This window comes from Citrobacter sp. Cm038 (assembly GCF_030333105.1).
In the GTDB taxonomy this organism is placed as follows: Bacteria; Pseudomonadota; Gammaproteobacteria; order Enterobacterales; family Enterobacteriaceae; genus Citrobacter; species Citrobacter murliniae.
The window spans coordinates 1-26,031 of sequence record NZ_JAOWGO010000016.1; the positions used below are offsets into that span (position 1 = coordinate 1).

General features: G+C 49.9%; 21 protein-coding genes, 2 tRNA genes and 2 pseudogenes. 15 read left to right on the forward strand and 10 right to left on the reverse strand.

Annotated elements, in window-relative coordinates; genetic code table 11:
• Nucleotides 1–315 precede the first annotated feature (315 nt).
• Complete coding sequence (gltX, locus tag OGY01_RS02310) at nt 316–1,731, forward strand: glutamate--tRNA ligase (protein WP_284096360.1); 1,416 nt, start codon at nt 316–318, stop codon at nt 1,729–1,731.
• A gap of 56 nt (nt 1,732–1,787) precedes the next feature.
• Here the strand turns inward: gltX and OGY01_RS02315 are convergent, their stop codons facing one another.
• Nucleotides 1,788–2,180, reverse strand: a complete 393-nt coding sequence (locus OGY01_RS02315; RefSeq protein WP_045445869.1) for a MerR family transcriptional regulator — start codon at nt 2,178–2,180, stop codon at nt 1,788–1,790.
• A 1-nt stretch (nt 2,181) separates the two neighbouring features.
• Entirely contained in the window at nt 2,182–2,544 is a 363-nt protein-coding gene (locus tag OGY01_RS02320; protein ID WP_045445867.1) for a YfeC-like transcriptional regulator, read from the reverse strand.
• A gap of 221 nt (nt 2,545–2,765) precedes the next feature.
• Here OGY01_RS02320 and OGY01_RS02325 point away from each other — a divergent pair.
• Nucleotides 2,766–2,841 (forward strand) — tRNA-Ala (locus tag OGY01_RS02325).
• Between the two features lie 38 nt (nt 2,842–2,879).
• Nucleotides 2,880–2,955: transfer RNA gene (locus OGY01_RS02330), tRNA-Ala, on the forward strand.
• Nucleotides 2,956–3,095: 140 nt separating this feature from the next.
• Here OGY01_RS02330 and nupC read toward each other — a convergent pair.
• Nucleotides 3,096–4,298 (reverse strand): nucleoside permease NupC, encoded by a 1,203-nt coding sequence (nupC, locus tag OGY01_RS02335; RefSeq protein WP_045445864.1) that lies wholly within the window; start codon nt 4,296–4,298, stop codon nt 3,096–3,098.
• 273 nt (nt 4,299–4,571) lie between these two features.
• Here nupC and OGY01_RS23735 point away from each other — a divergent pair, with 273 nt between their 5' ends.
• Both OGY01_RS23735 and OGY01_RS02340 read left to right on the forward strand, forming a co-directional pair.
• Complete coding sequence (locus OGY01_RS23735) at nt 4,572–4,646, forward strand: hypothetical protein (protein ID WP_420808581.1); 75 nt, start codon at nt 4,572–4,574, stop codon at nt 4,644–4,646.
• Entirely contained in the window at nt 4,643–5,881 is a 1,239-nt protein-coding gene (locus tag OGY01_RS02340) for an Nramp family divalent metal transporter (protein ID WP_045445861.1), read from the forward strand. Before OGY01_RS23735 ends, OGY01_RS02340 begins: the two co-directional genes overlap by 4 nt.
• A gap of 49 nt (nt 5,882–5,930) precedes the next feature.
• Here the strand turns inward: OGY01_RS02340 and OGY01_RS02345 are convergent, their stop codons facing one another.
• The 6 genes from OGY01_RS02345 to mgrA form a co-directional block, all read right to left on the reverse strand.
• On the reverse strand, nt 5,931–6,923 hold the full coding sequence (locus tag OGY01_RS02345) for an ABC transporter permease (protein ID WP_045445858.1): 993 nt from the start codon (nt 6,921–6,923) through the stop codon (nt 5,931–5,933).
• A gap of 13 nt (nt 6,924–6,936) precedes the next feature.
• The gene (locus tag OGY01_RS02350; protein ID WP_045445855.1) at nt 6,937–8,463 is read right to left on the reverse strand and encodes a sugar ABC transporter ATP-binding protein; all 1,527 of its coding nucleotides are present in this window, start codon (nt 8,461–8,463) and stop codon (nt 6,937–6,939) included.
• Between the two features lie 81 nt (nt 8,464–8,544).
• Entirely contained in the window at nt 8,545–9,507 is a 963-nt protein-coding gene (locus OGY01_RS02355) for a sugar ABC transporter substrate-binding protein (RefSeq protein ID WP_045445852.1), read from the reverse strand.
• Between the two features lie 45 nt (nt 9,508–9,552).
• Entirely contained in the window at nt 9,553–10,758 is a 1,206-nt protein-coding gene (locus OGY01_RS02360; RefSeq protein ID WP_045445849.1) for a PfkB family carbohydrate kinase, read from the reverse strand.
• 276 nt (nt 10,759–11,034) lie between these two features.
• A complete protein-coding gene (gene ypeC, locus OGY01_RS02365; protein WP_045445847.1) occupies nt 11,035–11,361 on the reverse strand; it encodes a DUF2502 domain-containing protein YpeC in 327 nt (108 codons plus the stop codon).
• 128 nt (nt 11,362–11,489) lie between these two features.
• Nucleotides 11,490–12,488, reverse strand: coding sequence for an L-glyceraldehyde 3-phosphate reductase (gene mgrA / locus OGY01_RS02370; protein ID WP_286492327.1), 999 nt, complete (start codon nt 12,486–12,488; stop codon nt 11,490–11,492).
• 181 nt (nt 12,489–12,669) lie between these two features.
• Here mgrA and OGY01_RS02375 point away from each other — a divergent pair, with 181 nt between their 5' ends.
• Nucleotides 12,670–14,322 (forward strand): alpha-keto acid decarboxylase family protein, encoded by a 1,653-nt coding sequence (locus OGY01_RS02375; protein ID WP_286492329.1) that lies wholly within the window; start codon nt 12,670–12,672, stop codon nt 14,320–14,322.
• On the opposite strand, the gene OGY01_RS02380 is transcribed toward OGY01_RS02375, so the two are convergent.
• A complete protein-coding gene (locus OGY01_RS02380) occupies nt 14,323–15,558 on the reverse strand; it encodes an ion channel protein (protein WP_045445838.1) in 1,236 nt (411 codons plus the stop codon).
• A 204-nt stretch (nt 15,559–15,762) separates the two neighbouring features.
• On the opposite strand from OGY01_RS02380, the gene glk reads away from it, so the two are divergent.
• From glk to fdnI, 9 genes and pseudogenes are all read left to right on the forward strand, one after another.
• On the forward strand, nt 15,763–16,728 hold the full coding sequence (gene glk, locus OGY01_RS02385; protein ID WP_045445835.1) for a glucokinase: 966 nt from the start codon (nt 15,763–15,765) through the stop codon (nt 16,726–16,728).
• A 190-nt stretch (nt 16,729–16,918) separates the two neighbouring features.
• Nucleotides 16,919–17,245, forward strand: coding sequence for a PTS fructose transporter subunit IIB (locus OGY01_RS02390; RefSeq protein ID WP_045445832.1), 327 nt, complete (start codon nt 16,919–16,921; stop codon nt 17,243–17,245).
• 19 nt (nt 17,246–17,264) lie between these two features.
• Nucleotides 17,265–18,512 carry a PTS fructose transporter subunit IIC gene (locus OGY01_RS02395; protein WP_045445829.1) on the forward strand — a complete coding sequence of 416 codons (1,248 nt, stop codon included), beginning with the start codon at nt 17,265–17,267 and terminating at the stop codon, nt 18,510–18,512.
• 17 nt (nt 18,513–18,529) lie between these two features.
• Complete coding sequence (ypdF, locus tag OGY01_RS02400; protein ID WP_286492331.1) at nt 18,530–19,612, forward strand: aminopeptidase; 1,083 nt, start codon at nt 18,530–18,532, stop codon at nt 19,610–19,612.
• A complete protein-coding gene (gene ypdE / locus OGY01_RS02405) occupies nt 19,612–20,652 on the forward strand; it encodes an aminopeptidase (protein ID WP_045445823.1) in 1,041 nt (346 codons plus the stop codon). The genes ypdF and ypdE overlap by 1 nt, the downstream gene beginning before the upstream one ends.
• Before the next feature lie 23 nt (nt 20,653–20,675).
• On the forward strand, nt 20,676–23,171 hold the full coding sequence (gene ptsP, locus OGY01_RS02410; RefSeq protein WP_286492333.1) for a phosphoenolpyruvate--protein phosphotransferase: 2,496 nt from the start codon (nt 20,676–20,678) through the stop codon (nt 23,169–23,171).
• A gap of 60 nt (nt 23,172–23,231) precedes the next feature.
• A pseudogene (locus OGY01_RS02415) lies at nt 23,232–23,768 on the forward strand (molybdopterin dinucleotide binding domain-containing protein); the annotation flags it as partial.
• A 12-nt stretch (nt 23,769–23,780) separates the two neighbouring features.
• A pseudogene (fdxH, locus tag OGY01_RS02420) lies at nt 23,781–24,664 on the forward strand (formate dehydrogenase subunit beta).
• Nucleotides 24,657–25,304 carry a formate dehydrogenase-N subunit gamma gene (gene fdnI, locus OGY01_RS02425; RefSeq protein ID WP_225761235.1) on the forward strand — a complete coding sequence of 216 codons (648 nt, stop codon included), beginning with the start codon at nt 24,657–24,659 and terminating at the stop codon, nt 25,302–25,304. Before fdxH ends, fdnI begins: the two are co-directional and overlap by 8 nt.
• The last annotated feature ends 727 nt before the right edge of the window (nt 25,305–26,031 follow it).

A 26,031-nucleotide genomic window follows, 5' to 3' on the forward strand; every position in this document is an offset into this window, starting at 1 on the left:
TCGAACCGCCGACCCCCTCCTTGTAAGGGAGGTGCTCTCCCAGCTGAGCTAATCACCCCCGCTGTGTGGAGTCGCATTATAGGGAGAGTTGAAAATGAGTCAACGCATTTTCAAAAGAAATTGTTCGTTCGTCGTAAATTTAAACAAAACGATCGCAAAACAGGCCATGCGGCATGATTTGTATACGAAAATGGTAAAGCGTGATGTTCCAACCTGATCAACATTGAGGAATCAGACCACGGTGATAGAATACCACCCTGATAATCTTCCCAGGTTTGCCGGTTGTCGGCATCTTTATAAACGTAAGGCCATTTCATGAAAATCAAAACTCGCTTCGCGCCAAGCCCGACAGGTTACCTGCACGTCGGCGGTGCGCGTACTGCTCTTTATTCCTGGCTTTTTGCACGTAACCATGGCGGTGAGTTTGTGCTGCGTATTGAAGACACCGATCTCGAACGCTCCACACCGGAAGCTATCGAAGCCATTATGGATGGCATGAACTGGCTGAACCTTGAGTGGGATGAAGGTCCGTACTTCCAGACCAAACGTTTTGATCGCTACAACGCAGTTATCGATGAGATGCTGGAAGCGGGTACAGCCTATAAATGCTACTGCTCCAGAGAGCGTCTGGAACAACTGCGTGAAGAGCAGATGGCGAAAGGTGAAAAGCCGCGTTACGACGGTCGCTGCCGTCATGGTCACGAACATCATGCGGACGATGAGCCTTGCGTGGTACGTTTTGCTAACCCGCTGGACGGTTCCGTTATTTTTGACGACCAGATCCGTGGGCCGATCGAATTCAGTAACCAGGAGCTGGACGATCTGATCATTCGCCGTACCGATGGTTCTCCGACTTATAACTTCTGTGTTGTGGTCGATGACTGGGATATGGAAATCACCCACGTTATTCGTGGTGAAGACCATATCAACAACACCCCGCGTCAGATCAACATCCTGAAAGCGCTGAACGCGCCAGTGCCGGTTTATGCACACGTTTCGATGATCAACGGCGACGACGGTAAAAAGCTCTCCAAACGTCACGGAGCAGTCAGCGTAATGCAGTATCGCGATGATGGCTACCTGCCGGAAGCGCTGCTGAACTACCTGGTGCGTCTGGGCTGGTCCAGCGGCGATCAGGAAATCTTTACCCGCGAAGAGATGATCAAGCTGTTCTCCCTTGGCGCGGTGAGCAAGTCTGCGAGTGCATTCAACACTGAGAAACTGCAGTGGCTGAACCATCACTATATTAACGCCCTGGCTCCGGAATATGTGGCAACGCATCTGCAATGGCACATTGAGCAGGAAAATATCGACACTCGCGTTGGTCCGCAACTTTCCGAACTGGTGAAACTGCTGGGTGAGCGTTGCAAAACACTGAAAGAGATGGCGCAGAGCTGCCGCTATTTCTACGAAGACTTTGCCGAGTTCGATGCTGATGCGGCGAAGAAACACCTGCGTCCGGTTGCACGTCAGCCACTGGAAGTGGTTCGCGACAAGCTGGCTGAAATTAGCGAATGGACGGCTGAAAATGTCCACCACGCGATTCAGGCAACCGCTGATGAGCTGGAAGTGGGTATGGGTAAAGTGGGTATGCCACTGCGCGTTGCAGTAACCGGCGCAGGCCAGTCTCCGGCGTTAGACGTAACGGTGCATGCGATTGGAAAATCTCGTAGCATTGAACGTATTAACAAAGCCCTGGCGTTTATTGCTGAGCGTGAAAGTCAGCAGTAAGGCGGGTTGATACATAGAAAAACGGCAGGAAAATATCCTGCCGTTTTTTTTTGTGCTTATTCCGATTCATCAATGCCGAGACGGGCGAGAAAACTGCGGATGCCTTCACGTGAAAGAAAAAGCGCCAGCTTTTCTTGTTCCGTCGGGGACATGTTTTCTACTGCACCAATTATCTGGCGAAATGCAGGGCTGCGAGTAACGTGTGTGTATTCAGCAATGGGTTCTTCTGCCTGATAAAACTCAGGGACTTTGCGAAATGCAGGAATATTGAGAAGAAATTCTCGCACACCGCCATCAATATGAATAAGCCTTGCGCGGCCACCCTTCACGCCGGGAAACTTTTCGGTTTTCCAGTTTTGTTCTCTGATCCAGCGATTGACGGTTTGTTTGGCGACCCCGAGACATTCAGCCAGCTCTTCGGTGGTCATTTTGCTGCGTAATTTTTTCATATTATTTACTGTCGCGGATCCCTAAGCGTTGTAATAAACCCGTAATGCCTTCACGCAGGATCAGTGACGTAAACATTTTCTGTTCTGATGGCGTCATTTCTTTAGCCAGCCTTATCAGCAGTGCTTCGATAGAGGTGTCACCTGATAAAGATAAATTATCTGATAAGCCTTCAGCTGAACGCTCGGCACTGCGGATGTATTCACGAACTTGTTCGGTAACGTGAACCAGACGGGCTTTACCACCCTGAACGCCTGGTTTGGGTGATGTAGCCCAGCCTTCCTTGCGCACCCATTTATTGATGGTTTGTCGGCTGTAACCGGTCAGATTAGCAAGTTCTTCTGGCGTCATCCGTTCCTTGAACATAACGATTCCCTGAATAGTCGTGGGGTTAATTAGTGGTTCATTTTATAGCACCATTTTAGTCGAAACCGTGACGCGTTTAACTACTGAATGCGAGTTGTTGCGCAATGTTCTTCATTTGACTGCTTTTTCAGCGATTGAATTCTGTGAATTGATTTTGCCGTTGACACATGCGAAGGGAATTCATATGATGCCGCCCGTCAACTCGACAAGCTTTACGTGACGGGGCTATAGCTCAGCTGGGAGAGCGCTTGCATGGCATGCAAGAGGTCAGCGGTTCGATCCCGCTTAGCTCCACCAAATTTAATCCCAATAAATTTGGTACGTAAAAGCATCGTGGGGCTATAGCTCAGCTGGGAGAGCGCCTGCATGGCATGCAGGAGGTCAGCGGTTCGATCCCGCTTAGCTCCACCAAAATTGAAGCCCTCGCTGAAAAGCGGGGGTTTTTTGTTTCTACTTCCAGCCCGATTTCTCTTTTTTCCATTCAGATTGCTGAGTAACAGGCATAAAAAAGCCGGGGAGAATCTCCCCGGCTTTGTCACTGCGTGGCTGTTTTACAGCACCAGTGCTGCGATGGAAGCGGACAGTACGCTCACCAGCGTGGAGCCGTATACCAGTTTCAGACCAAAGCGGGAGACCACGTTGCCTTGCTCTTCGTTCAGGCCTTTGATTGCGCCTGCGATAATACCGATTGAAGAGAAGTTAGCGAAGGATACCAGGAACACAGAGAGGATGCCTTCAGCGCGCGGAGAGAGCGTTGAAGCGATTTTCTGCAGGTCCATCATCGCAACGAATTCGTTAGAAACCAGTTTAGTCGCCATGATACTACCTACCTGCAGTGCTTCGCTGGACGGAACACCCATTACCCATGCGATAGGGTAGAAGATGTAGCCCAGAATACCCTGGAAGGAGATGCTGTAGCCAAACCAACCGGTAACGGTGGCGAACAGGGCGTTCAGAGCTGCAATCAGCGCGATGAAACCAATCAGCATTGCTGCAACGATAATCGCCACTTTGAAGCCCGCCAGAATGTATTCCCCCAGCATTTCGAAGAAGCTCTGCCCTTCGTGCAGGTTGGACATCTGGATATCTTCTTCACTGGCATCAACACGGTAAGGGTTGATCAGCGACAGTACGATAAAGGTGCTGAACATGTTCAGAACCAGCGCCGCAACGACGTATTTCGGTTCCAGCATGGTCATGTACGCGCCCACGATAGACATGGAAACGGTAGACATCGCCGTTGCAGCCATGGTGTACATGCGGTTGCGTGACATTTTGCCCAGGATATCTTTATAGGCAATAAAGTTTTCAGACTGACCCAGGATCAGGGAGCTGACGGCGTTGAAGGATTCCAGCTTGCCCATACCGTTCACTTTGGATAACAGGAAACCAATAGCGCGGATGATAACTGGCAGAACACGGATATGCTGCAAAATACCGATCAAGGCGGAAATGAAGACGATCGGGCAAAGCACTTTCAGGAAGAAGAATGCCAGACCTTTGTCGTTCATATTGCCAAAGACAAAGTTTGTCCCTTCATTAGCGAATCCGAGCAGTTTTTCAAACATTTCGGAGAAGCCTCTCACGAAGCCCAGGCCGACATCAGAGTTCAGGAAGAACCATGCCAGTAACACTTCGATAACAAGCAATTGAATAACATAACGAATGCGGATTTTTTTACGGTCACTGCTTGCCAGCAGTGCGAGTACCGCAACGACGGCAAGGGCCAGGACAAAATGAAGAACGCGGTCCATATTTGCTCCAAATATGAGGCAGGTTTAGTTTCCGTGCACATTCTATGTAACAACACCAAAGAAAACGAGATCAAACACACACTATAATAAGGACCTGTGACGAGATTCAAAATTAGTGATCCGCGATACACTTCCGTTATGTTTAGTATGGAAGTGAAAAGTTATGTCATTGTGCTAATCTCATAACAATAATTAAACATCTCGCCGGTATTTCCAGATTTCTTATCAACCCATAGACCAACGCTATCAGAGAAATCAATTCAACCCATCAAAATGAATTTGATAATCATTCTCAATAAGCGTAGCTTAAAACATAGCAAAGGCTATGTTTCTGAGGCACTAAAATGACGAACGATCGCGTTGAGAGTAGCAGTGGACGGGCAGCGCGCAAGTTGAAGCTCGCATTAATGGGACCTGCGTTCATCGCGGCTATCGGGTATATCGACCCGGGTAACTTTGCTACGAATATCCAGGCAGGTGCCAGCTTTGGCTATAAACTGCTGTGGGTCGTTGTCTGGGCAAACCTGATGGCAATGTTGATTCAGGTGCTATCAGCTAAGCTGGGCATTGCCACTGGCAAAAATCTGGCGGAGCAAATTCGCGATCATTATCCGCGCCCCGTGGTCTGGTTCTACTGGGTGCAGGCTGAAATTATCGCCATGGCGACAGACCTTGCCGAATTTATTGGGGCTGCAATTGGCTTCAAGCTGATCCTTGGTGTTTCTCTGTTGCAGGGGGCTGTGCTTACTGGGATTGCGACTTTTTTGATCCTGATGCTGCAACGTCGTGGGCAAAAGCCGCTGGAGAAAGTGATTGGCGGATTATTATTGTTCGTTGCTGCGGCTTACATTGTAGAACTGGTTTTTTCTCAGCCGAACCTGGCACAGCTGAGTAAGGGAATGATTATCCCCAGCCTGCCCAATTCTGAAGCGGTATTTTTGGCGGCCGGTGTGCTCGGCGCCACCATTATGCCGCACGTTATTTATCTGCACTCATCCTTAACCCAGCATCTGCATGGTGGGACACGCCAGCAGCGATACACGGCAACCAAATGGGATGTGGCTATCGCCATGACAATTGCCGGATTTGTTAATCTGGCGATGATGGCGACGGCGGCAGCGGCATTTCACTTTAGCGGGCATACCGGTATTGCTGACCTCGATCAGGCCTACCTGACGCTTGAACCGTTGTTGAGTCACGCTGCGGCGACGGTCTTTGGTTTGAGTCTGGTGGCTGCTGGGCTTTCCTCTACGGTTGTCGGAACACTGGCGGGACAAGTTGTGATGCAAGGGTTTATTCGCTTTCACATTCCGCTTTGGGTACGCCGCACCGTCACCATGATGCCGTCGTTTATTGTTATCCTGATGGGACTTGATCCTACCCGTATTCTGGTGATGAGCCAGGTATTGCTCAGTTTTGGGATTGCACTGGCTCTGGTGCCGCTGCTGATATTTACCAGCGACAGTAAACTGATGGGCGATTTGGTTAACAGCCGTTGGGTAAAACAGGTTGGCTGGGTGATTGTGCTGCTGGTTGTGGCACTGAATATCTGGCTGCTGATAGGGACCGCGATCGGATTGTAGCGGTTATCATTTCCTGCGGTTACCCGGTCGCGCCGGGTAACCATCTCGCTTATTTTTTATTTAAATGGCTACGATAGGTATCAAGTACCACTGCAACGATAATAACGGCTCCTGTGATAAAACGTTTTGTGGGCTCGCTGGCGCCAACTTGCGCCAGCCCTGCTGCCAGTACGGAAATAATCAACGCGCCAAGAAAAGTACAGATAATCGAGCCGCGTCCCCCCATCAGACTCGTGCCTCCAATCACGACAGCAGCAATAACCTGTAGCTCCATCCCCACGCCACTATTCGGGTCTGCGGCCTCGAGACGGGCCACCTGAAAGAGTGATGCCAGACCAGATAATCCACCCATCAGGGCAAAGACTGCGATCTTGTAGGGCCCGGGATTGATGCCTGATAACCGGACAGCTTCTTCATTGGTACCAATACCAATTAAATGGCGGCCAAAAACGGTTCGGGTCAGTACCAAATGTCCGACAATAATGACGACGATCGCGATAATAAAAGAAGGGGAGACGCCAAAGAGAATCGGGTCGGCTAAATAATCATAAATAGAACCGATATAGGCAGTTCGGGAGTCAGTTAACTGGTATGCCGCCCCGCGGGCCATTTCCAGTACGCCCAGTGAGACGATAAAGGCTGGAATACGCCAGGCAACGGTAATCAGTCCCGTCAGTGCTCCAACTAATGTAGCGAGTGCTATGCCAGAAAGCGCGGCCAGCCATGGCGACCACTGGAAATTTAAATAGGTGACGCTGACGACCGCTGCGGCAAGAGCCAGCAACGAGCCAACCGAAAGGTCGATACCGGCAATAATTAAGATAAACGTCATCCCTACCGACATGACGATTAAATCGGGGATCTGATTCGCAATAGTACTAAAGGTATTCATACTCAGAAAATGTGTACTGAGGCATGAAAACAGGACTATCATCGCCAATAATGCTCCGAGCAGCCCGATGTAGCTACTTAATCCTTTCCATGACGTCTGGGCCTTACCTTTCTCTGCTGCTGCTTGTTTTGTCGCAAAGTTGTTTTTCATTTTTTATCCCCGGCTACTCGCTGACGGTATCTTCTGCATGTTGATATGCCGAAAATGCTGCCGCTAAAATGCGATCCTGGCTCCAGTCATCACGCGTAAATGTGTTCACTAACTTGCCATCTGAAATTACCGCAATACGATCGCAAACGAGCATGAGTTCGCGCAGATCACTGGAAACGACAACAACGCCTTTTCCCTTAGACGTCAACGTATTCAGCAACTGGTAAATATCCTGTTTAGCGCCGACATCAATACCGCGAGTGGGCTCATCAAATAGGACAACTTCGCAGTCTCGTTCCAGCCATCGGCTAATCAAAACTTTTTGCTGGTTGCCGCCCGATAAACTCTCCACTGCCTGTGCTGTGTTTGTTGTACGAACCGCTAAACTTTTGATGTGTTTATTTGCTAACGTGGTTTCACTCAATGCGTTAACGACCGACAGATGACTTATTTTGTCGCTGTTGCCCAATGAAATATTTGCTGCAACCGACTGGGGTAATAAAAGCCCTTCACCTTTACGATCTTCCGTGACTAATGCGATACCGTGTCGAATAGCCTCAGCAGGAGAACGGATCGCTACGGGCTTTAATGGGGAGCCAATCAGCAAGGTGCCACTGTCGATTTTATCAGCGCCGAAAATAGCACGCAGAAGCTCTGTTCTGCCGGAGCCGACCAGACCGCTGATCCCTAACACCTCACCGCTGTACAATGTAAATGACGTATCCCGAATGATTTTCCCACGCTTAAAATTTTCCACTTTCAGGATGGGATGACCTGCCTGACGTCCACTTAAATCAAATGAACTTTCTAAGTCGCGCCCGACCATCAGCGAAACAAGCTGATCGCTGGTATAACGTTTGATATCGTCCACGCAAACCAAATGGCCATCTCGGAGTACGGCAATATCGTCAGCAATTATCGCTAACTCATCGAGACGGTGAGAAATATAAATGATTGAAACCCCACGGGCTTTAAACAGCGCTATCTGTTTAAACAGGAGTTTAACTTCACGACTACTGAGCATGGCCGTCGGTTCATCCAGAATAAGCACCCGACTTTCACCAATTAAGTTTCGTGCGATTTCGATCATCTGTTGATGACCAATACCCAATTCACCTACCAGCGTATTAGGATCGACAGATTGAAGTCCAACCATTGCCATCACCGGGCGAGCCATTTCTGTTAACTTTTTCCGATCGATCCAGCCGAACCGATGGGGAAGTTGTTCGAGAAACAGGTTTTCCGCGACCGACAATGTAGGCAACAAATTGAGTTCTTGCATAACCATGCGAACACCCAACTTTTCTGCTTCTTTTCGGGTAGCGGGGGCGTAAGGTTGACCCTGATAAATCATCTGCCCGGTAGTTGCGCTAGTTAGTCCGCCAATAATTTTTGATAATGTACTTTTCCCGGCACCGTTTTCTCCCGTCAGGGCCAATACTTTTCCTGGATATAATGCTAGCGTCACATCTACCAGGACAGGTTCACTATAGGTTTTACCTACTCCCTGTATTGTGAGGATCTCTTGCCCACTTTTCATATTCTGGCCTTATCCGGTAAGCCGCTCTGATACCCAAATAATTGCAATACCACAGCGGCACACTGTTTTACGGTTATTAACTTATTGTTTAACGATAAGTTTTATTGGCGTTTCAACGTTGCTGGAGAGCTCACTCTGTTTTTTGCCATTTTTTAACGCATCAAGTGCGGCATCAATTCCAAATACGGCTTGTTGCGAAGCAAATTGATCTGCGGTTGCTAAAACACGGCCATCATTTAACATAGGCTTAATCGCTTCGATATTGTCATAACCAACCACCAGAACCTGGCCTTTTTTCCCGGCAGAGCGAATTGCAGAAACTGCGCCTAATGCCATATTGTCGTTATCTGCCAACAGAGCTTTGATATCGGGGTATTCACTCAGCATTGCAGCGGCCACTGCATTAGCGTTGTTAATTTCCCATTGACCAGATTGAACGGAAACTACTTTCATTCCGCCTTGTGCCATTGCGTTCTGGAAGCCGAGGGTACGTTGCTGAGAGTTACTGGAGGTTGGGATGCCTTCAATAATACCGACCTGATCGCCTGGTTTAAGGTGCTTCGCTAAATAATCACCAATTTCTTTTGCGCCTTTTTGGTTATCCGGGCCAACAAAAGGAATGTTGAGATTTTTATCTTTGAGTACACCGTCATCAAATTTATTATCAATGTTGATGACAATGATACCTGCATCAATCGCTTTTTTAATGACAGGCACAAGGGCTTTAGAGTCTGATGGCGCAATGATGATAGCATCGGCTTTAGAGACGATCATTTGCTCTACGATCTGGATTTGATTTGCCGTATCCGTTTCGTTTTTGATGCCGTTAGAAATCAAGTCAAACTTGTCGGCGTTTTTTTTCTGATAATCTTTTGCTCCTGTTTCCATTGTCAGGAAAAACTCATTTGCCAGTGATTTCATGACCAGCGCGACTTTAGGTTTATGTGTCTGCGTATCGGCGGCAAAAGCAGGTACGGTGAAGGTGGCGGAAAGCGCTAAGCCGACAGTTGCACCGATCACACGATAAAACATTTTATTTTTCATGAAATTATCCTATAGGTGTAGGGGGCTAAATAATGCTCTAGACAGTTACTGCATACGATGATAAACGAGCGAATTACTGGGCATGTTTGATGCACCTTTACGTTCAACTTTCAACGATGCAAACGCAGAAGCATATTGCGCTGCATTGATGAGTCCTTTACCGTTTGCAATACATGCAGCCAGTGCCCCGGTAAAGGCATCGCCTGCTCCACTGGTATCGACAACGGCTGATTTATAGGCAGGAATATGAGTATAAGTTTTGCCATCAAAGATCAGACAACCGTCGCTACCTAACGTGATAATGACGCATTTTGCGCCCTGGATATGAATGCTTTTGGCGGCATTTTTTGCTGAATAAATATCAACTATGTTGATACCTGACAACGCTTCAGCTTCAATTTTATTCGGTGTGATAATATCGATTAAATGCAATATTTCTTTGATCTCGGAAACATAGGGTGCGGGATTCAGAACAACCAGAGATTTTCCGAGTTTTGCCTGCATGACGGCAAAGCGAGTGATAGGAAAATTATTTTCCAGTTGGGTTAAAAAAACTTTGCAATTACGAATGGTATCAATATCCAATAAAATATCTTCCTGAGTGAATGTTTCATTGGCCCCAAGATCGATACTGATCATATTGTCTCCAGTGGCACCTGAAACCCAAACCATTGCAATTCCAGTGGAGGACATTTCATTTTCAAAAAAAGAGAAAGATGAAATTTCAGTGTTCGTTAAGTATCTTTTTGCTTTTTTCGAAAACTCATCTGTACCTAATTTAACAGTAAGATGAACATTGTTATTGATTTTGGCTGCAGCAACTGCCTGGTTTGTACCTTTCCCTCCGGCATAAAAATGGGTTGCAGAGGCGCGTATGGTCTGGCCAATCTGAGGGAACGTTGAAGTTTCAGAGACAATATCTATATTAAATGAACCCAGTATGTAAATGCTTTCATCAATATAGTTATTTTGTTTGGTACGGGTAGAAATCGTTGTGATTTCCTTATGGCTTTTGAACCCGTTCAATATTGTATTTGTGAAAGATTGTTCAAATAAAGATTCATCAGGTGTGTTGTTTAATTGCGCGCCGCCATGGAATAATGAAAAAAGAGTATTCTGACTTAACTCATTTAAGTCATTACGGATCGTGCGAGTCGTAACTGATAATTCCTTTGCTAATTCGCTAACATAAACCTTTTTATCGGTTACCAGCTTAACCCGAATGGCCTTTTGTCTTTCTTGTTTTTTCATTGGCGCTCACCCCAGGTTTTATATTATTAAATTAATGTTAACGTTTATCGCGTAAAGTTCAAAAAAAACACGATTAATCGGAATTTTTTTTTCCGATTTTGTGAATTTGTGAAATGAACCGGAAAGATGGAGGACGCTCTGGGGGGGTTATTGTGGCTGTACGTAATCCAGCGTTTAGGAAAGTGTTACGCAAAAAGGGTCCATGTACAAACATGAACCCTATGTATATCGATGGTTTGTGTGAATACTGCCCCGGATGATGGGGGATTTGTTACATTAATGATGGTGTTTGTGGCCTCGCCCGCGACCACGATGGTCATCACGATCGTTCCAGCCTTCACGATAACCGCGCTCGTAAGCTTTGCGTTTATCCCAGCCACGATGGTAGCCATTGTCATGACGCCACCAACGATTTTTGCGCCACTCATAATTATGGTGCCAGTAATCCCGGTCGCGCCAGCGCCCGCCGTCCCAGTAGTTGCCGTAATTGTCGCGATCGCCAATTTGTAATTTAATCGACGGTAGCAGGGTGATTTCGCCAGCGTTTGCGGCCAGCGGTGCAAAAGCCATTAAGACTGCCGCCAGAATCAGTGACCTGAACATTCTTTCTCTCCTTCACGATCGAGCCGTAGCCGGCCTGTTAACGCAATATTACGGGGCAGTAAAGCCCCGTTTCATCGCCTTAACTCTTAAATCCTGAGAGAGAGCACTTTTTGTTAATAAATGTGTCTTTATTTCAACCGACCCAGAATGGCATCAATCTCTGCACATTCTGCCGGTGAGAAATGACGGTTTGCCAGCATGCCGACAGCGTCTTCAATTTGCGCCGGTTTGCTGGCACCAATCAGCACTGAGGTGACTTTGTCTTCCCGTAACACCCAGGCCAGCGCCATCTGGGAGAGCTTTTGTCCTCGCCGCTCAGCCAGTTCATTCAACAAACGAACTTTGTTTAATTTTTCCGCAGTAATTTGGTCCGGATTAAGAAAACGGCTGCCGCTTGCTGCACGAGAATCCGCAGGAATACCGTTCAGGTAGCGATCGGTTAATTGTCCACCTGCCAGCGGTGAGAAGGCGATACTGCCAACTCCTTTCTCCTGCAGCAGTGAGAGTAAACCTCCTTCAACCCAGCGTTCAAGCATGGAATATTTGGGCTGGTGGATAAGGCATGGAGTCCCTAAATCGTCGAGGATTTCAATGGCCTGTCTGGCAAGGTCGGCAGGATAGTTAGACAGCCCGACATACAGCGCTTTGCCCTGACGGACAATATGATCCAGTGCCTTCATGGTTTCTGGAAGCGGTGTTTCAGGATCGGGACGATGGTGATAGAAGATATCAACATATTCCAGACCCATGCGTTTCAGGCTTTGGTCGAGGCTGGCTATCAGATATTTACGCGAACCCCAGTCGCCGTAGGGACCATCCCACATGGTGTAGCCTGCTTTGGTGGAAATGATGAGTTCATCCCGCCACGGCAAAAAATCTTCCTGCAGAATGCGTCCGAAATTTCGCTCAGCCGAGCCTGGTGGTGGCCCGTAGTTATTGGCGAGATCAAAATGGGTGATCCCCAGATCGAAAGCGCGCTGTAACAGGCTCCGGCTGTTCTCGACTTGCGTGGTGTCACCAAAATTGTGCCACAGGCCAAGAGAGATAACCGGTAGTTTTAACCCGCTTTGACCGCAGCGGCGGTACTCCATTGTCTGATAGCGATTTTCATCAGCGCGATAAACCATGTAGCCCCCATTCCAGATAGTGAGAGTTTCAGTGTATACGTTTACACAAGTCAGGCCTCAATGAAATTTCACCGCCGAAACTGTAAATTCAGCTTTCCACCCCCTTCACGGCGAGTTTTCTGGACAGGTATCACAGTTCTTCGATACTCAACATGAGGTTACCGTCAGAAGGATAGCTGTCATGCAAACCCCGTATTCAGTTGCTGATTATCTGCTGGACAGGCTGGCAGGTTGTGGAATTGGCCACCTTTTTGGTGTGCCGGGTGATTATAATTTGCAGTTTCTGGACCATGTGATTGAACATCCCAGCGTGCGCTGGGTCGGGTGCGCGAACGAATTGAATGCGGCTTATGCTGCGGATGGATATGCCCGAGTGGCGGGGGCAGGAGCGCTTCTCACCACCTTTGGCGTTGGGGAATTAAGCGCAATCAATGGATTAGCCGGAAGCTATGCAGAATATGTTCCTGTACTGCATATTGTGGGGGCTCCGTGTAGCAGTGCTCAGCGGCGTGGGGAACTGATGCATCACACCCTTGGTGACGGTGATTTTCAGCATTTTTACCGTATGCACCAGGCGATTACCTCTGCCAGTGCGGTGCTGGATGCACAAAACGCCTGCTATGAAATTGACCGGGTTCTGCGGGCAATGTTGTCCGAGCGCAGACCAGGTTATCTGATGCTACCTGCTGATATTGCCAAACACCCCGCCACGCCCCCGCAAGATATCCTCATTATTCCCCTGAACGAACCGGAAAGCAGCGTGGCTGCCGCGTTTCGTTTTCAGGCCCGCGAACGGTTAATCGACAGTCCGCGGGTGGCGCTGCTGGCTGATTTTCTCGCGCTGCGTTTTGGTTTACAGCCGGTTTTACAGCGCTGGATGGCGGAAACGCCGATGGCCCACGCCACACTATTGATGGGCAAAGGGCTTTTTGATGAGCGTCATCCGGCGTTTGTTGGCACTTACAGCGCTGGGGCCAGCAATGATTATGTACGCCAGGCGATAGAGGATGCCGACACGATCATCTGTGTTGGCACTCAGTTTGTTGACACGTTGACTGCCGGTTTTACGCAACGGCTACCGCAGGAACGCACTATTGAGGTCCAGCCTCATGCTTCGCGCGTAGGAACAAGCTGGTTTAACGTCCCCATGGAACAGGCGGTCACCACGCTACGAGAATTATGCCTGGAATTGTCATTCTCTCTCCCACCTGAACGTCCTCCTGTTAATCGTATTCCGGTTGAAAAGGGGCCGCTGACACAGGAAAACTTCTGGCATACGGTGCAGCATTATCTGGCACCTGACGACATTATCCTCGTAGATCAGGGGACTGCCGCATTTGGTGCTGCGGCGCTCTCGTTACCTTCCGGGGCGGAGGTGCTGGTACAACCGTTGTGGGGCTCTATTGGCTATGCTTTACCTGCCACATTCGGTGCACAAATGGCTTGCCCGGACCGCCGGGTGATCCTGATTATTGGTGATGGTGCGGCGCAACTGACAATTCAGGAACTGGGGTCAATGCTCAGAGAGGGTCAGTCACCCGTTGTTTTACTGCTCAATAACGACGGTTATACCGTAGAGCGTGCTATTCACGGGGCGAATCAGCGTTACAACGATATTGCCGGCTGGAGCTGGACGCAGGTGCCGCAGGCTCTGAGTCGGGAATGTCAGGCGGAATGCTGGCGCGTGGCGCAGGCTGTACAGTTGGAGGAAGTTCTGGCTCGGCTGGCATCACCGCAACGGCTTTCGTTGATTGAAGTGGTGTTGCCGAAAGCCGATCTGCCTGAACTGTTGCGCACGGTGACCCGTGCGCTGGAAGTCCGTAACGGCGGATAGCTATTTATCCGGGCGATTGGCGATCATCATCGGTTTACCTGCCAACAGCAACCAGGCGGGAAGCATAACGATACACAACAGCGGCAGCAGGGTGGTGTCTGGCACCACCACTGCGGCCATAAACAGACTCAGCCAGGCATCGCGTGTGACAACCAAGACCAGCCCCAGAATGGCACAGGAGACGGTGATTGCTGCCGGTACGGTTTCAACATGGGCGTGTAGCATAAGTCCCAGCGCCACACCCACGAATACCGCCGGGAAAATACGCCCACCGCGAAAACCGCTGGCGGCGGCAACCACCAGCGCGGCCAGTTTAATCACCGCGAGCATAAAATAGTCTGAGGCACCCAGAGTCTGGCTAAACGCCATTTGCTGCATTTCATCCAGCCCCTTAAACAAAGTAAGTGGCCCACCAATAACGCCTAATATGCCGAGGATAAATCCCCCAACACCGAGGATCAGCACCGGGTGTTTCAATTGATGCATCAACTGGTGCAAACGTGGCAAACACCAGACCGCCACCATACCTGCCGCAATAGCAATGGCGGCGACAATGGCACCGCTAAAAATATCGGTAAGATGCATCTGTGAGTAGTGTTCAATGGGCAACGAAAAATGAGGATGAAAGAACAGGCTGGTTGTCAGTGATCCCGCTGCTGCGGCCAGCAATGGTGCAAACAGACGATCCCACAAGGGTACATCGTTAGAGTTGTTCAATGTTTGCGAGAACACCAGCGCTGCGGCGACAGGGGTGCCAAACAGCGCGCCAATGGTGCCAGCAGAAGCGAGAATGGTCCAGTCCAGCTTATCAACACGGGGAAACAGCCGAACGCCAATGGCCACTGCCAGCGCGATATTCACGGTCATAATCGGATGCTCTGGCCCCAGACTGACCCCGCCCGCGAGGCCGAGGATCAGTGCGGCCAACAGGCCCGGCAGTGCTGAAGTTGATACTGGCATACCGATCAGTGGTTCACAGGCCGGATCCGGGCCTGCATGACCCTGGCTGTAGCGAATCACTAAGCCGACCATTATCCCGGTAAGCGTAAGCATGCCGATGATCCAAACCGGAGAGTCATTGGCAATGCCAATACTGACGGGCAGACGCTCCCATAAAAATTGCTGTAAAACAGAGGCCACTTTCATTACTGCGATCAACACCAGACTGGAGGCGATGCCAATAATCAGCGCGGGGGTTGATAATAACAGCATCGTTCTGGCACGCGGATGGAGCATTTTCTATTCCTTCAAACAGAGTCATAGAGGTAGTTTGCACAGCCTGCCTTGTGGCATTGCTGCAAATGGTGCTGAAACGATAAAGTAATTATGTGACCTGGATCGATTTTCCACGGGCATCAGCCTTTGGGGCGTTGTTGTTATGCCCCCATGAATTTACAGTGTGCTAAAGATTTATTCTGACTTTAGCGGAGCAGTAGAAGAATGACAAAATATGCTTTAGTAGGTGATGTCGGCGGCACTAACGCGCGTCTTGCTCTGTGTGACATTGCCAGTGGTGAGATTTCGCAGGCAAAGACCTATTCCGGGCTGGATTACCCAAGCCTTGAAGCCGTTGTGCGTGTGTACCTGGATGAGCATAGCGTTAGCGTTGAAGACGGGTGTATTGCCATTGCCTGCCCGATCACCGGTGACTGGGTGGCAATGACCAACCATACCTGGGCATTTTCTATTGCTGAAATGAAAAAGAATCTTGGCTTCAGTCATCTGGAAATCATCAACGATTTCACCGCTGTATCGATGGCGATCCCCATGTTGAAAAAAGAGCACTTGATTCAGTTTGGTGGTGCAGAGCCTGTCGAAGGGAAACCTATTGCGGTTTATGGTGCGGGTACTGGCTTAGGCGTTGCGCATCTGGTGCACGTGGATAAACGCTGGGTGAGCCTGCCGGGAGAAGGGGGGCATGTGGATTTCGCCCCTAATAGTGAAGAAGAAGGCATTATTCTGGAAGTGCTGCGCGCAGAGATTGGTCATGTCTCAGCGGAACGCGTGCTGTCCGGCCCTGGGCTGGTGAATTTGTACCGCGCTATTGTGAAGTCAGATGGGCGCCTGCCGGAAAACCTGCAGCCGAAAGATATCACTGAACGTGCATTGGCCGATTCCTGTATCGACTGTCGCCGCGCGCTGTCGCTATTTTGCGTCATTATGGGGCGATTTGGCGGCGATCTGGCACTAACGCTGGGCACCTTTGGCGGTGTCTATATTGCCGGTGGCATCGTGCCGCGCTTCCTCGAGTTCTTTAAAGCGTCTGGTTTTCGCGGCGGCTTTGAAGATAAAGGGCGGTTTAAATCCTATGTTCAGGACATTCCGGTGTATCTGATTGTACATGATAATCCAGGACTGCTTGGCTCAGGTGCGCATTTGCGCCAGACTTTAGGGCATGTTCTGTAACTACACTGCTATACCCTGCGAAACCGCGCTAATCACGCGGTTTTTTTTCGTCTGTTGCCAGCCATTCCGACGCTCGTCACATTTCCGAATTGCGGGATTATTTATCCAGTAGAAGCATTATTTATCTGGTAACGGTCGTTGCTTTCCTGCATCCATAATTTCACTCGTTAACTATTACGAGGAGTCTGTTATGAGTAAAAAACTGATTGCAGTCTGTGCATGCCCGATGGGGCTGGCTCACACCTTTATGGCAGCTCAGGCGCTGGAAGAAGCGGCGGTTGAAGCGGGATACGAAGTGAAAATTGAAACGCAGGGCGCAGATGGCATTCAAAACCGCCTGACGGCGCAGGACATTGCCGAAGCGACGTTAATTATCCACTCCGTTGCCGTCACCCCGGAAGATAACGAGCGGTTTGAAACACGCGATGTGTACGAAATTACTTTGCAGGACGCAATAAAAAACGCTGCTGGCATCATTAAAGAGATCGAAGAAATGGTTGCCGCAGAACAACAATAATTGTCGAAGGGAAACACGTATGGCCATTAAAAAACGCAGTGCAACCGTTGTGCCTGGCGCATCTGGTGCGGCAGCGGTAATAAAAAATCCTCAGGCCTCCCGCAATAGCTTTTGGGGCGAACTCCCGCAGCATGTAATGTCGGGTATTTCGCGTATGGTACCCACGTTAATCATGGGTGGGGTGATCCTCGCTTTCTCTCAACTGATTGCCTATAGCTGGCTAAAAATTCCTGCTGATACCGGCATCATGGATGCGCTGAATAGCGGGAAGTTCGATGGTTTTAATCTTTCATTACTGAAGTTTGCCTGGCTGTCACAGTCTTTTGGCGGCGTGCTGTTTGGTTTTGCTATACCCATGTTTGCAGCGTTCGTTGCTAACTCTATCGGCGGTAAGCTGGCGTTTCCGGCAGGATTCATCGGCGGGCTGATGTCTACTCAGCCCACGCAGGTGCTGAATTTTGACCCAACCACTCTGCAATGGGCGACGGCCGCTCCGGTACCTTCGACCTTTATCGGAGCGCTGATTATCTCGATTGTTGCCGGATATCTGGTGAAGTGGATGAACCAGAAAATCCAGCTTCCTGATTTTCTGCTGGCATTCAAAACCACTTTTTTACTGCCGATTCTCTCCGCGATTTTCGTCATGCTGGCGATGTATTACGTGATAACCCCGTTCGGAGGTTGGATTAACGGTGGTATCCGTACTCTGCTGACGGCCGCGGGAGAGAAAGGTACGCTGATGTATGCGATGGGCATCTCCGCAGCGACTGCAATTGACCTCGGTGGCCCTATCAATAAGGCCGCAGGATTTGTTGCCTTTAGCTTTACCACCGATCACGTCCTGCCGGTGACTGCACGCTCTATTGCGATTGTCATTCCACCTATTGGTCTTGGGCTGGCAACGCTTATCGACCGCCGTTTAACCGGTAAACGACTGTTTAGTGCGCAGCTTTACCCGCAGGGGAAAACGGCGATGTTCCTTGCGTTTATGGGCATTAGCGAAGGCGCGATCCCCTTTGCGCTGGAAAGCCCTGTTACGGCGATCCCTTCATATATGGTTGGAGCAATTGTCGGCTCGACGGCTGCTGTCTGGCTGGGCGCGGTACAGTGGTTCCCTGAATCCGCCATCTGGGCATGGCCTCTGGTTACTAATCTCGGCGTCTATATGGCGGGGATCTTATTAGGGGCGGTTATTACGGCGCTAATGGTCGTGTTCCTGCGCCACATGATGTATCGCAAAGGCAAACTGCTGATTGAAAGCCTCTGAATATAAGGATTGTCATCATGAGTTTACTTGCCTCATTGCGCGAATGGCTAACGGCGCAAAGGTTGGACGCCGTGCTGCTTTCATCGCGGCAGAATAAACAGCCGCATCTGGGTATCTCCAGCAGTTCTGGGTTTGTGCTTATCAGCCATAAAAAAGCACATATCCTGGTGGATTCCCGTTACTACACCGATATCGCGGCGCGTACATGTGGCTACCAGCTCCATTTACTGGATGGGGCGCAGACGCTGTATTCACGGGTGAATCAAATCATTGATGACGAAAACCTGGATACGCTGGGCTTCGAAGGAGAGCAGGTTAGCTGGCAAACGGCGCACGTGTGGTCAGGTAAATTGCGCGCCCGACTGGTGAGCGTGGTACCGGATGTTCTTCGGCAGGTTAAAACGGCACAGGAGATTGCCTGTATCCGCGAGGCCTGCCGGGTTGCCGATCTCGGTGCTGAACACATTCGTCGATTTATTCAGCCAGGCTTCAGTGAACGAGCCATTGCCGCTGAGCTGGAATGGTATATGCGCACACTTGGTGCGGAAAAGGCCTCTTTTGACACCATTGTCGCCAGCGGTTGGCGCGGCGCGTTGCCACATGGAAAAGCCAGCGACAAGCTTGTCGAAGCGGGCGAATTTATCACGCTGGATTTTGGCGCACAGTACCAGGGATATTGTTCGGATATGACGCGAACGTTTCGCGTCCCTGGTGCGGGACCGGCAGAAGAAAGCGCTCTGTTTCCCGTTTATCAAATTGTTCTGGCTGCACACCGTGCAGCGGTGGCGGCAATTCGCCCAGGAGTGCGCTGCCATGAGGTGGATGCCGCCGCTCGCCAGGTCATTACCGACGCGGGGTATGGTGATTACTTTGGCCATAACACCGGACACGCTATCGGTATTGAGGTCCATGAAAACCCTCGCTTCTCCCCGACAGATACGACTTCACTGGCGGTTGGCATGTTGCTTACCGTTGAGCCGGGTATCTACCTGCCGGGGCAAGGGGGAGTGCGTATTGAGGATGTTGTGCTGGTTACGCCAGACGGCGGTGAGGTGCTCTACAGCATGTCGAAAACATTGTTACATACGGGAGAGGCGTAATGGATTTATCGCTGCTGAAAGCGCTGAGTGAGGCGGATGCCATCGCGTCTTCAGAACAAGAGGTTCGTCAGATCTTACTTGATGAGGCTGATCGTCTGCATAAAGAGGTGCGCTTTGATGGCCTTGGCTCGGTACTGATTCGACTCAATGAATCGACAGGTCCGAAAGTGATGATTTGCGCGCATATGGATGAAGTGGGATTTATTGTACGCAGTATCTCCAGCGAAGGGGCGATTGATGTTTTACCGGTAGGAAATGTGCGGATGGCGGCCAGGCAACTGCAACTGGTGCGGATTACCACCCGAGAGGAGAGCAAAATCCCTGGGCTGCTTGACGGAGAACGTAGTGGCAATGATGTTAGCGCGATGCGGGTGGATATTGGCGCGCGCTCATATGACGAGGTCATTCAGGCTGGCGTCCGTCCGGGCGATCGCGTCACTTATGACACTACTTTTCAGGTTTTGCCACACCAGCGGGTAATGGGAAAAGCCTTTGATGATCGGCTCGGGTGTTATCTGCTGATAGCGCTGTTACGTGAATGGCATGGCGCTGAACTGCCTTGTGAAGTCTGGCTGGTGGCCAGCTCCAGTGAAGAGGTTGGGTTACGTGGAGGACAAACGGCGGCGCGTGCGGTTGCACCGGACATAGCCATTGTGCTGGACACGGCCTGCTGGGCAAAAAACTTTGATTATGGTGCGGCGAATCATCGACAGCTCGGCAAAGGGCCGATGCTGGTGCTGAGCGATAAGTCACTTATTGCCCCACCAAAACTGACAGCATGGGTTGAAAACGTCGCTTATGAAACGGGTATACCGCTACAGCTGGATATGTTCAGTAACGGTGGCACCGACGGTGGGGCTGTTCATGTCAGCGGCACAGGGATCCCGACGGTTGTGCTGGGGCCAGCTACACGCCATGGGCACTGCGCTGCGTCGATTGCAGATTGCCGTGACATCAGCCAAACGCAACAACTGCTGTCGGCTCTTATTTCACATCTTACGCGCGAAACCGTTGTTCATCTGACGGATTTCAGGTGCTGATTTTGCGCTAACCAGGAGTTGTTATGCTCACGATTCAATTTTTTTGCCCGTTACCCAATGGCCTGCATGCACGTCCGGCATGGGAGCTAAAAGAGCACTGTAGCCAGTGGCAAAGTGAGGTGATATTTATCAATCATCGCCAGAATACCCGGGCAGATGCGAAAAGTTCGCTGGCACTGATTGGCACCGGAACGCTGTTTAACGACAGTTGCAGTTTAACCATCACCGGTAGCGATGAAGAACAGGCCAGGCGGGCGCTGGAAGAGTATCTCCAGCACCGGTTTATTGACAGTGACAGTGTCCAGCCCACGTTCTCAGAGCTGGCAGCTCATCCGTTGCCACGTTCGCTGATTCGCCTTAACCCGGATTTGCTGTATGGCAATGTGCTGGCTGGTGGCGTAGGGGCTGGTTCGTTAACACTTTGGCAGAGCGATAATCTGGAAGTCTATCGGGCAATAGCGGCGAGCGCGGAGGATAATACCCGGCTGGAGCATAGCCTGGTGACGCTGGCTGAACAGCTTAATCAGCAGCTGCGAGAGCGTGACGGTGAGAGTAAAACCATACTGAGTGCACACCTGTCCTTGATTCAGGATGATGGGTTTGCCGGCAATATCCGTCGCCTGATGCTTGAGCAGCATCTGGGATTAGGTGCGGCGATTATCGCCAATATGGAACAGGTGTGTGACAAGCTGTCAGCCTCCGGCAATGACTACCTGCGTGAACGGGTCAGCGATATCCGTGATATCAGCGAGCAGTTGCTGCACATTACCTGGCCCGAAAGACGTCCGCGTAATGCACTGATTTTGGAACAACCGACAATACTGGTTGCCGAAGACCTGACCCCCAGTCAGTTTTTAAGCCTCAATTTGCAGCATCTGTCCGGCATGATCCTTGAGAAAACGGGCCGCACATCGCATACCCTGATTCTGGCTCGCGCGTCGGCGATCCCTGTGCTCAGCGGCCTGCCTCTGGAGGCAATTAGCCGCTATACGGGTCAGCATGCGGTACTGGATGCCCGCTGCGGTGTACTGGCGATTAACCCAAACGATGCTGTGCGTGGGTATTATGGGATTGCACAAAAGCTGGCGGATGAATGCCAGCGGAGGCAGGCGCTTGATGCCGCACAGCCTGCGTTCACCAAAGATAATCAGCGCATTGATGTCGCAGCGAATATCGGTACTGCGCTGGAAGCGCCAGGAGCGTTTGCTAATGGTGCGGAGGGTATTGGGCTGTTTCGTACTGAAATGCTGTTTATGGACAGAGACAGCGCGCCTGACGAGCAGGAGCAGTTTGAAGCCTACCAGCAGGTGTTACTGGCCGCTGGCGACAAACCGGTCATTTTTCGCACCATGGATATTGGAGGCGATAAAAATATCCGTTATCTCAATATTCCTCAGGAAGACAATCCGTTCCTTGGTTATCGCGCGGTGCGAATTTATCCCGAATTTGCCGGATTGTTCCGTACTCAACTACGCGCCATTTTTCGTGCAGCGGCCTTTGGTAACGCGCAACTGATGATTCCGATGGTGCACAGTCTTGACCAGATCCTGTGGGTGAAAAGTGAACTGCAAAAAGCGATAGCTGAGTTGAAACTTGAGGGATTACGCCATGCCCCGGCCATTCCGTTGGGGATTATGGTTGAAGTGCCGTCAGTGTGTTACATCATCGATCACTTCTGTGACGAAGTCGATTTCTTCAGCATCGGCTCAAACGACATGACCCAGTATCTGTACGCGGTCGATCGTAATAACCCGCGAGTTTCGCCGTTGTATAACCCGATTACGCCGTCGTTTCTGCGGATGCTGCAACAAATCGTCAGCGTGGCGCACGATCGCGGCAAATGGGTGGGGATCTGTGGTGAGCTAGGCGGAGAAGGGCGCTATTTACCGCTGTTGCTGGGTTTAGGACTCGACGAATTGAGTATGAGTAGCCCGCGTATTCCGGCCGTGAAAAGCCAGCTACGTGAACTGGACAGCCAGGCGTGCCGGGAGCTCGCTCTGCGGGCCTGCGAATGTCGCAGCGCGCAGGAGATCGAAGCGTTGCTGAATCAGTTTGCACCGCAAAAAGATGTCCGTCCGTTGCTGGCGCTGGAGAACATTTTTGTAGGCGAACCACTGAGCAATAAAGAACAGGCGATTCAGTTCCTGTGCGGCAATCTCGGCGTAAATGGGCGAACGGAACACCCGTTTGAGCTTGAAGAGGATGTCTGGCAGCGGGAAGAGATTGTCACGACCGCCGTTGGTTTTGGCGTGGCTATTCCACATACAAAATCCCAGTGGATCCGTCACTCCAGCATCAGCATTGTCCGGCTTGCGCAGCCGGTCGACTGGCAGTCGGAGATGGGGGACGTTGAACTGGTGATCATGCTAACGCTGGGAGCCGATGAGGGTATTAACCACGTGAAGGTCTTTTCGCAGCTGGCGCGCAAGCTGGTAAATAAGCAGTTTCGCCAGTCACTGTTTGCAGCGCAAGATGCCGAAAGCATTCTGGCCTTGCTGGAGGCCGAATTGACGTTTTGAGTTTGTGATAAATGCCGGGTAGAGACGCAAACGACGTCGAATCCGGTCTAGAGACGGGTACTAGACAAAATGAACGATGGGCCGTTCCCGGAACATTACGAACCCATTGAGTCACCTATTGGCACCAATCCGTTGCATCCTGAGGTTATCTCCAGCCCGGTTGCGCGTATCTACCGTGGCGATATCGACAATATGGGTAAAGCTGACGCCTTCCCGTATGTCGCCACGACTTATTCCATTACTGAACTTTTCCGCCACTGGACCAAGCATGCATTGCTGAATGCTATCGCCCAGCCTGACCAGTTCATCGAAATTGGTGAAACGCTGGCGAGCAAAAAAGGCATTGCAGCGGGTGATACTGTGAAAGTGATGTCAAAACGAGGCTTTATCAAAGCGAAGGCGGTGGTAACTAAACGCCTGCAAACGCTGACGATAGATGGTAAGCAGGTCGATACCGTTGGTATCCCTTGCCACTGGGGATTTGAAGGTGCAACGCGCAAAGGTTTCCTCGCCAACACGTTAACGCCATCTGTTGGCGATGCCAACTCGCAAACACCGGAATATAAAGCGTTTCTGGTCAACATCGAGAGGGCATAAGGGAAAGAACTCATGGCTATGCAATCACAAGATATTATCAACGCTCGGCGACCAATAGCATCACGCCGCCGCCGCACGCACGCGATTACCGTGCAGAAGTAGCAAAATTAATTGATGTCACCACCTGCATTGGCTGCAAAGGCTGTCAGGTAGCCTGCTCAGAATGGAACGATATCCGCGATGAAGTGGGCTATTGCAACGGCGTCTATGACAATCCAACTGATCTCAGCGCCAAGTCATGGACGGTGATGCGCTTTAGCGAAACCACTCATAACGACAAGCTGGAATGGTTGATTCGCAAAGATGGTTGTATGCATTGCGAGGATCCAGGATGCCTGAAAGCATGTCCGTCTGCCGGAGCTATCATTCAGTATGCTAACGGAATTGTCGACTTTCAGTCTGAGCACTGTATTGGTTGCGGCTACTGCATTGCCGGCTGCCCGTTCAACATTCCGCGACTCAATCCAGAGGATAATCGCGTCTACAAATGTACACTGTGTGTCGACAGGGTTAGTGTCGGTCAGGAGCCAGCCTGCGTGAAAACCTGTCCAACCGGCGCTATCCAGTTTGGTACCAAAAAAGAGATGCTCAATGTGGCAGAAACCCGCGTGATGCAGCTTAAAAAACGTGGTTATGCCCAGGCGGGGGTATACAACCCACAATCCGTGGGCGGCACTCATGTGATGTACGTTCTGCACCATGCAGACCATCCTTCGCTCTACCACAATCTGCCGGATGACCCGAAAATTGCCGCGCCGGTGAACCTTTGGAAAGGTATTCTCAAACCACTCTCCGCTGCTGGATTTATCGCCACTTTTGCTGGACTGATTTACCACTACATAGGTGTCGGACCGAACAAAGAGGTTGATGATGAGGAGGATAGCGGTCATGAGTAAAAGCAAAATGATACTTCGTACTAAATTTATCGACCGTGCCTGCCACTGGACGGTAGTAATTAGCTTCTTCCTGGTATCACTCTCTGGTGTTGCGCTGTTTTTCCCGACGTTGCAATGGCTCACCGAAACCTTTGGTACGCCGCAAATGGGCAGGATCCTACATCCATTCTTTGGAGTGGTGATTTTTATCGTGCTGATGTTTATGTTCGTTCGCTTTGTACATCACAACATCCCCGATAAACAGGATCTTCCCTGGATTAAAGGTATTGTTGAAGTACTGAAGGGGAATGAACATAAAGTCGCTGATGTCGGCAAATATAATGCCGGTCAGAAAATGATGTTCTGGAGCATAATGAGTCTGATCTTTGTGCTGTTGGCCACTGGGGTCATTATCTGGCGGCCCTACTTTGCCCACTATTTCCCGATTAACGTTGTTCGCTGGAGCTTACTTATTCACGCTACTGCAGCTATCGTTCTGATCCACGCTATTCTAATCCACATGTATATGGCATTTTGGGTGAAAGGATCTATAGAAGGCATGATCGAAGGAAAAGTCAGCCGACGTTGGGCGAAGAAGCACCATCCACGCTGGTATCGTGAGATAGAGCGTTCAGAGAACCAAAGTGAAGGTACAAAATAGAGCCAGTCACTATTTTTAGTGGTTTTTTCATCAGTATCGTTTATGAACAAACCGTAAACAGCCAAAATTACATTGGCTGTTTACGGTATTGGTTAACAACACTGCAAGCATTGCAGTGTCTGATTCTCATCATATCCATTAAGAGATGGATTAATCATGTCAATAGATACTTGATTATTGACCAAGTAAGATACAGATAGAATGCGATCTGTATTGATTGTAATGACCATCGAAAATAACGCCACTGGTAACGCTCTCTGGCGTCGGCTGCCGCGATTGCAGCTACAGAACTTTGTTTTTTTCTTCGTCTTAATAGAAGAGTGCGGAACCAAAGTATCAGAAGGAGTACAAGAAATATTTTTGTAAGCAATGTGCTGTATGTATTGAGATAATTTTCCAAAACACAATTGATATTATTCATTCTTATCTTCCATTTCCTCAACTGGTCGTAGTGGTTATAACAAGCAATGACTTACAAAGCTACTCTAAAGAAAAGTTACTGACGACATCCTCAACTGATTATTTTTATGAAAGCATGACATGCTGATGTTAGCTATGCATCTAATTCTTCTTTTTGCCATCATTATTGATGGCATCTTCCAATAAATTCCTGAAATTCGTCAAAATAAAGTTGAATGATTGTGCTTACATAACCTGGGTAAAAAGATATGGATCAAAAGCTAAACGATCTCGAAAAAAGTCCTTTAAGTATAAAAAAAGTACTGCC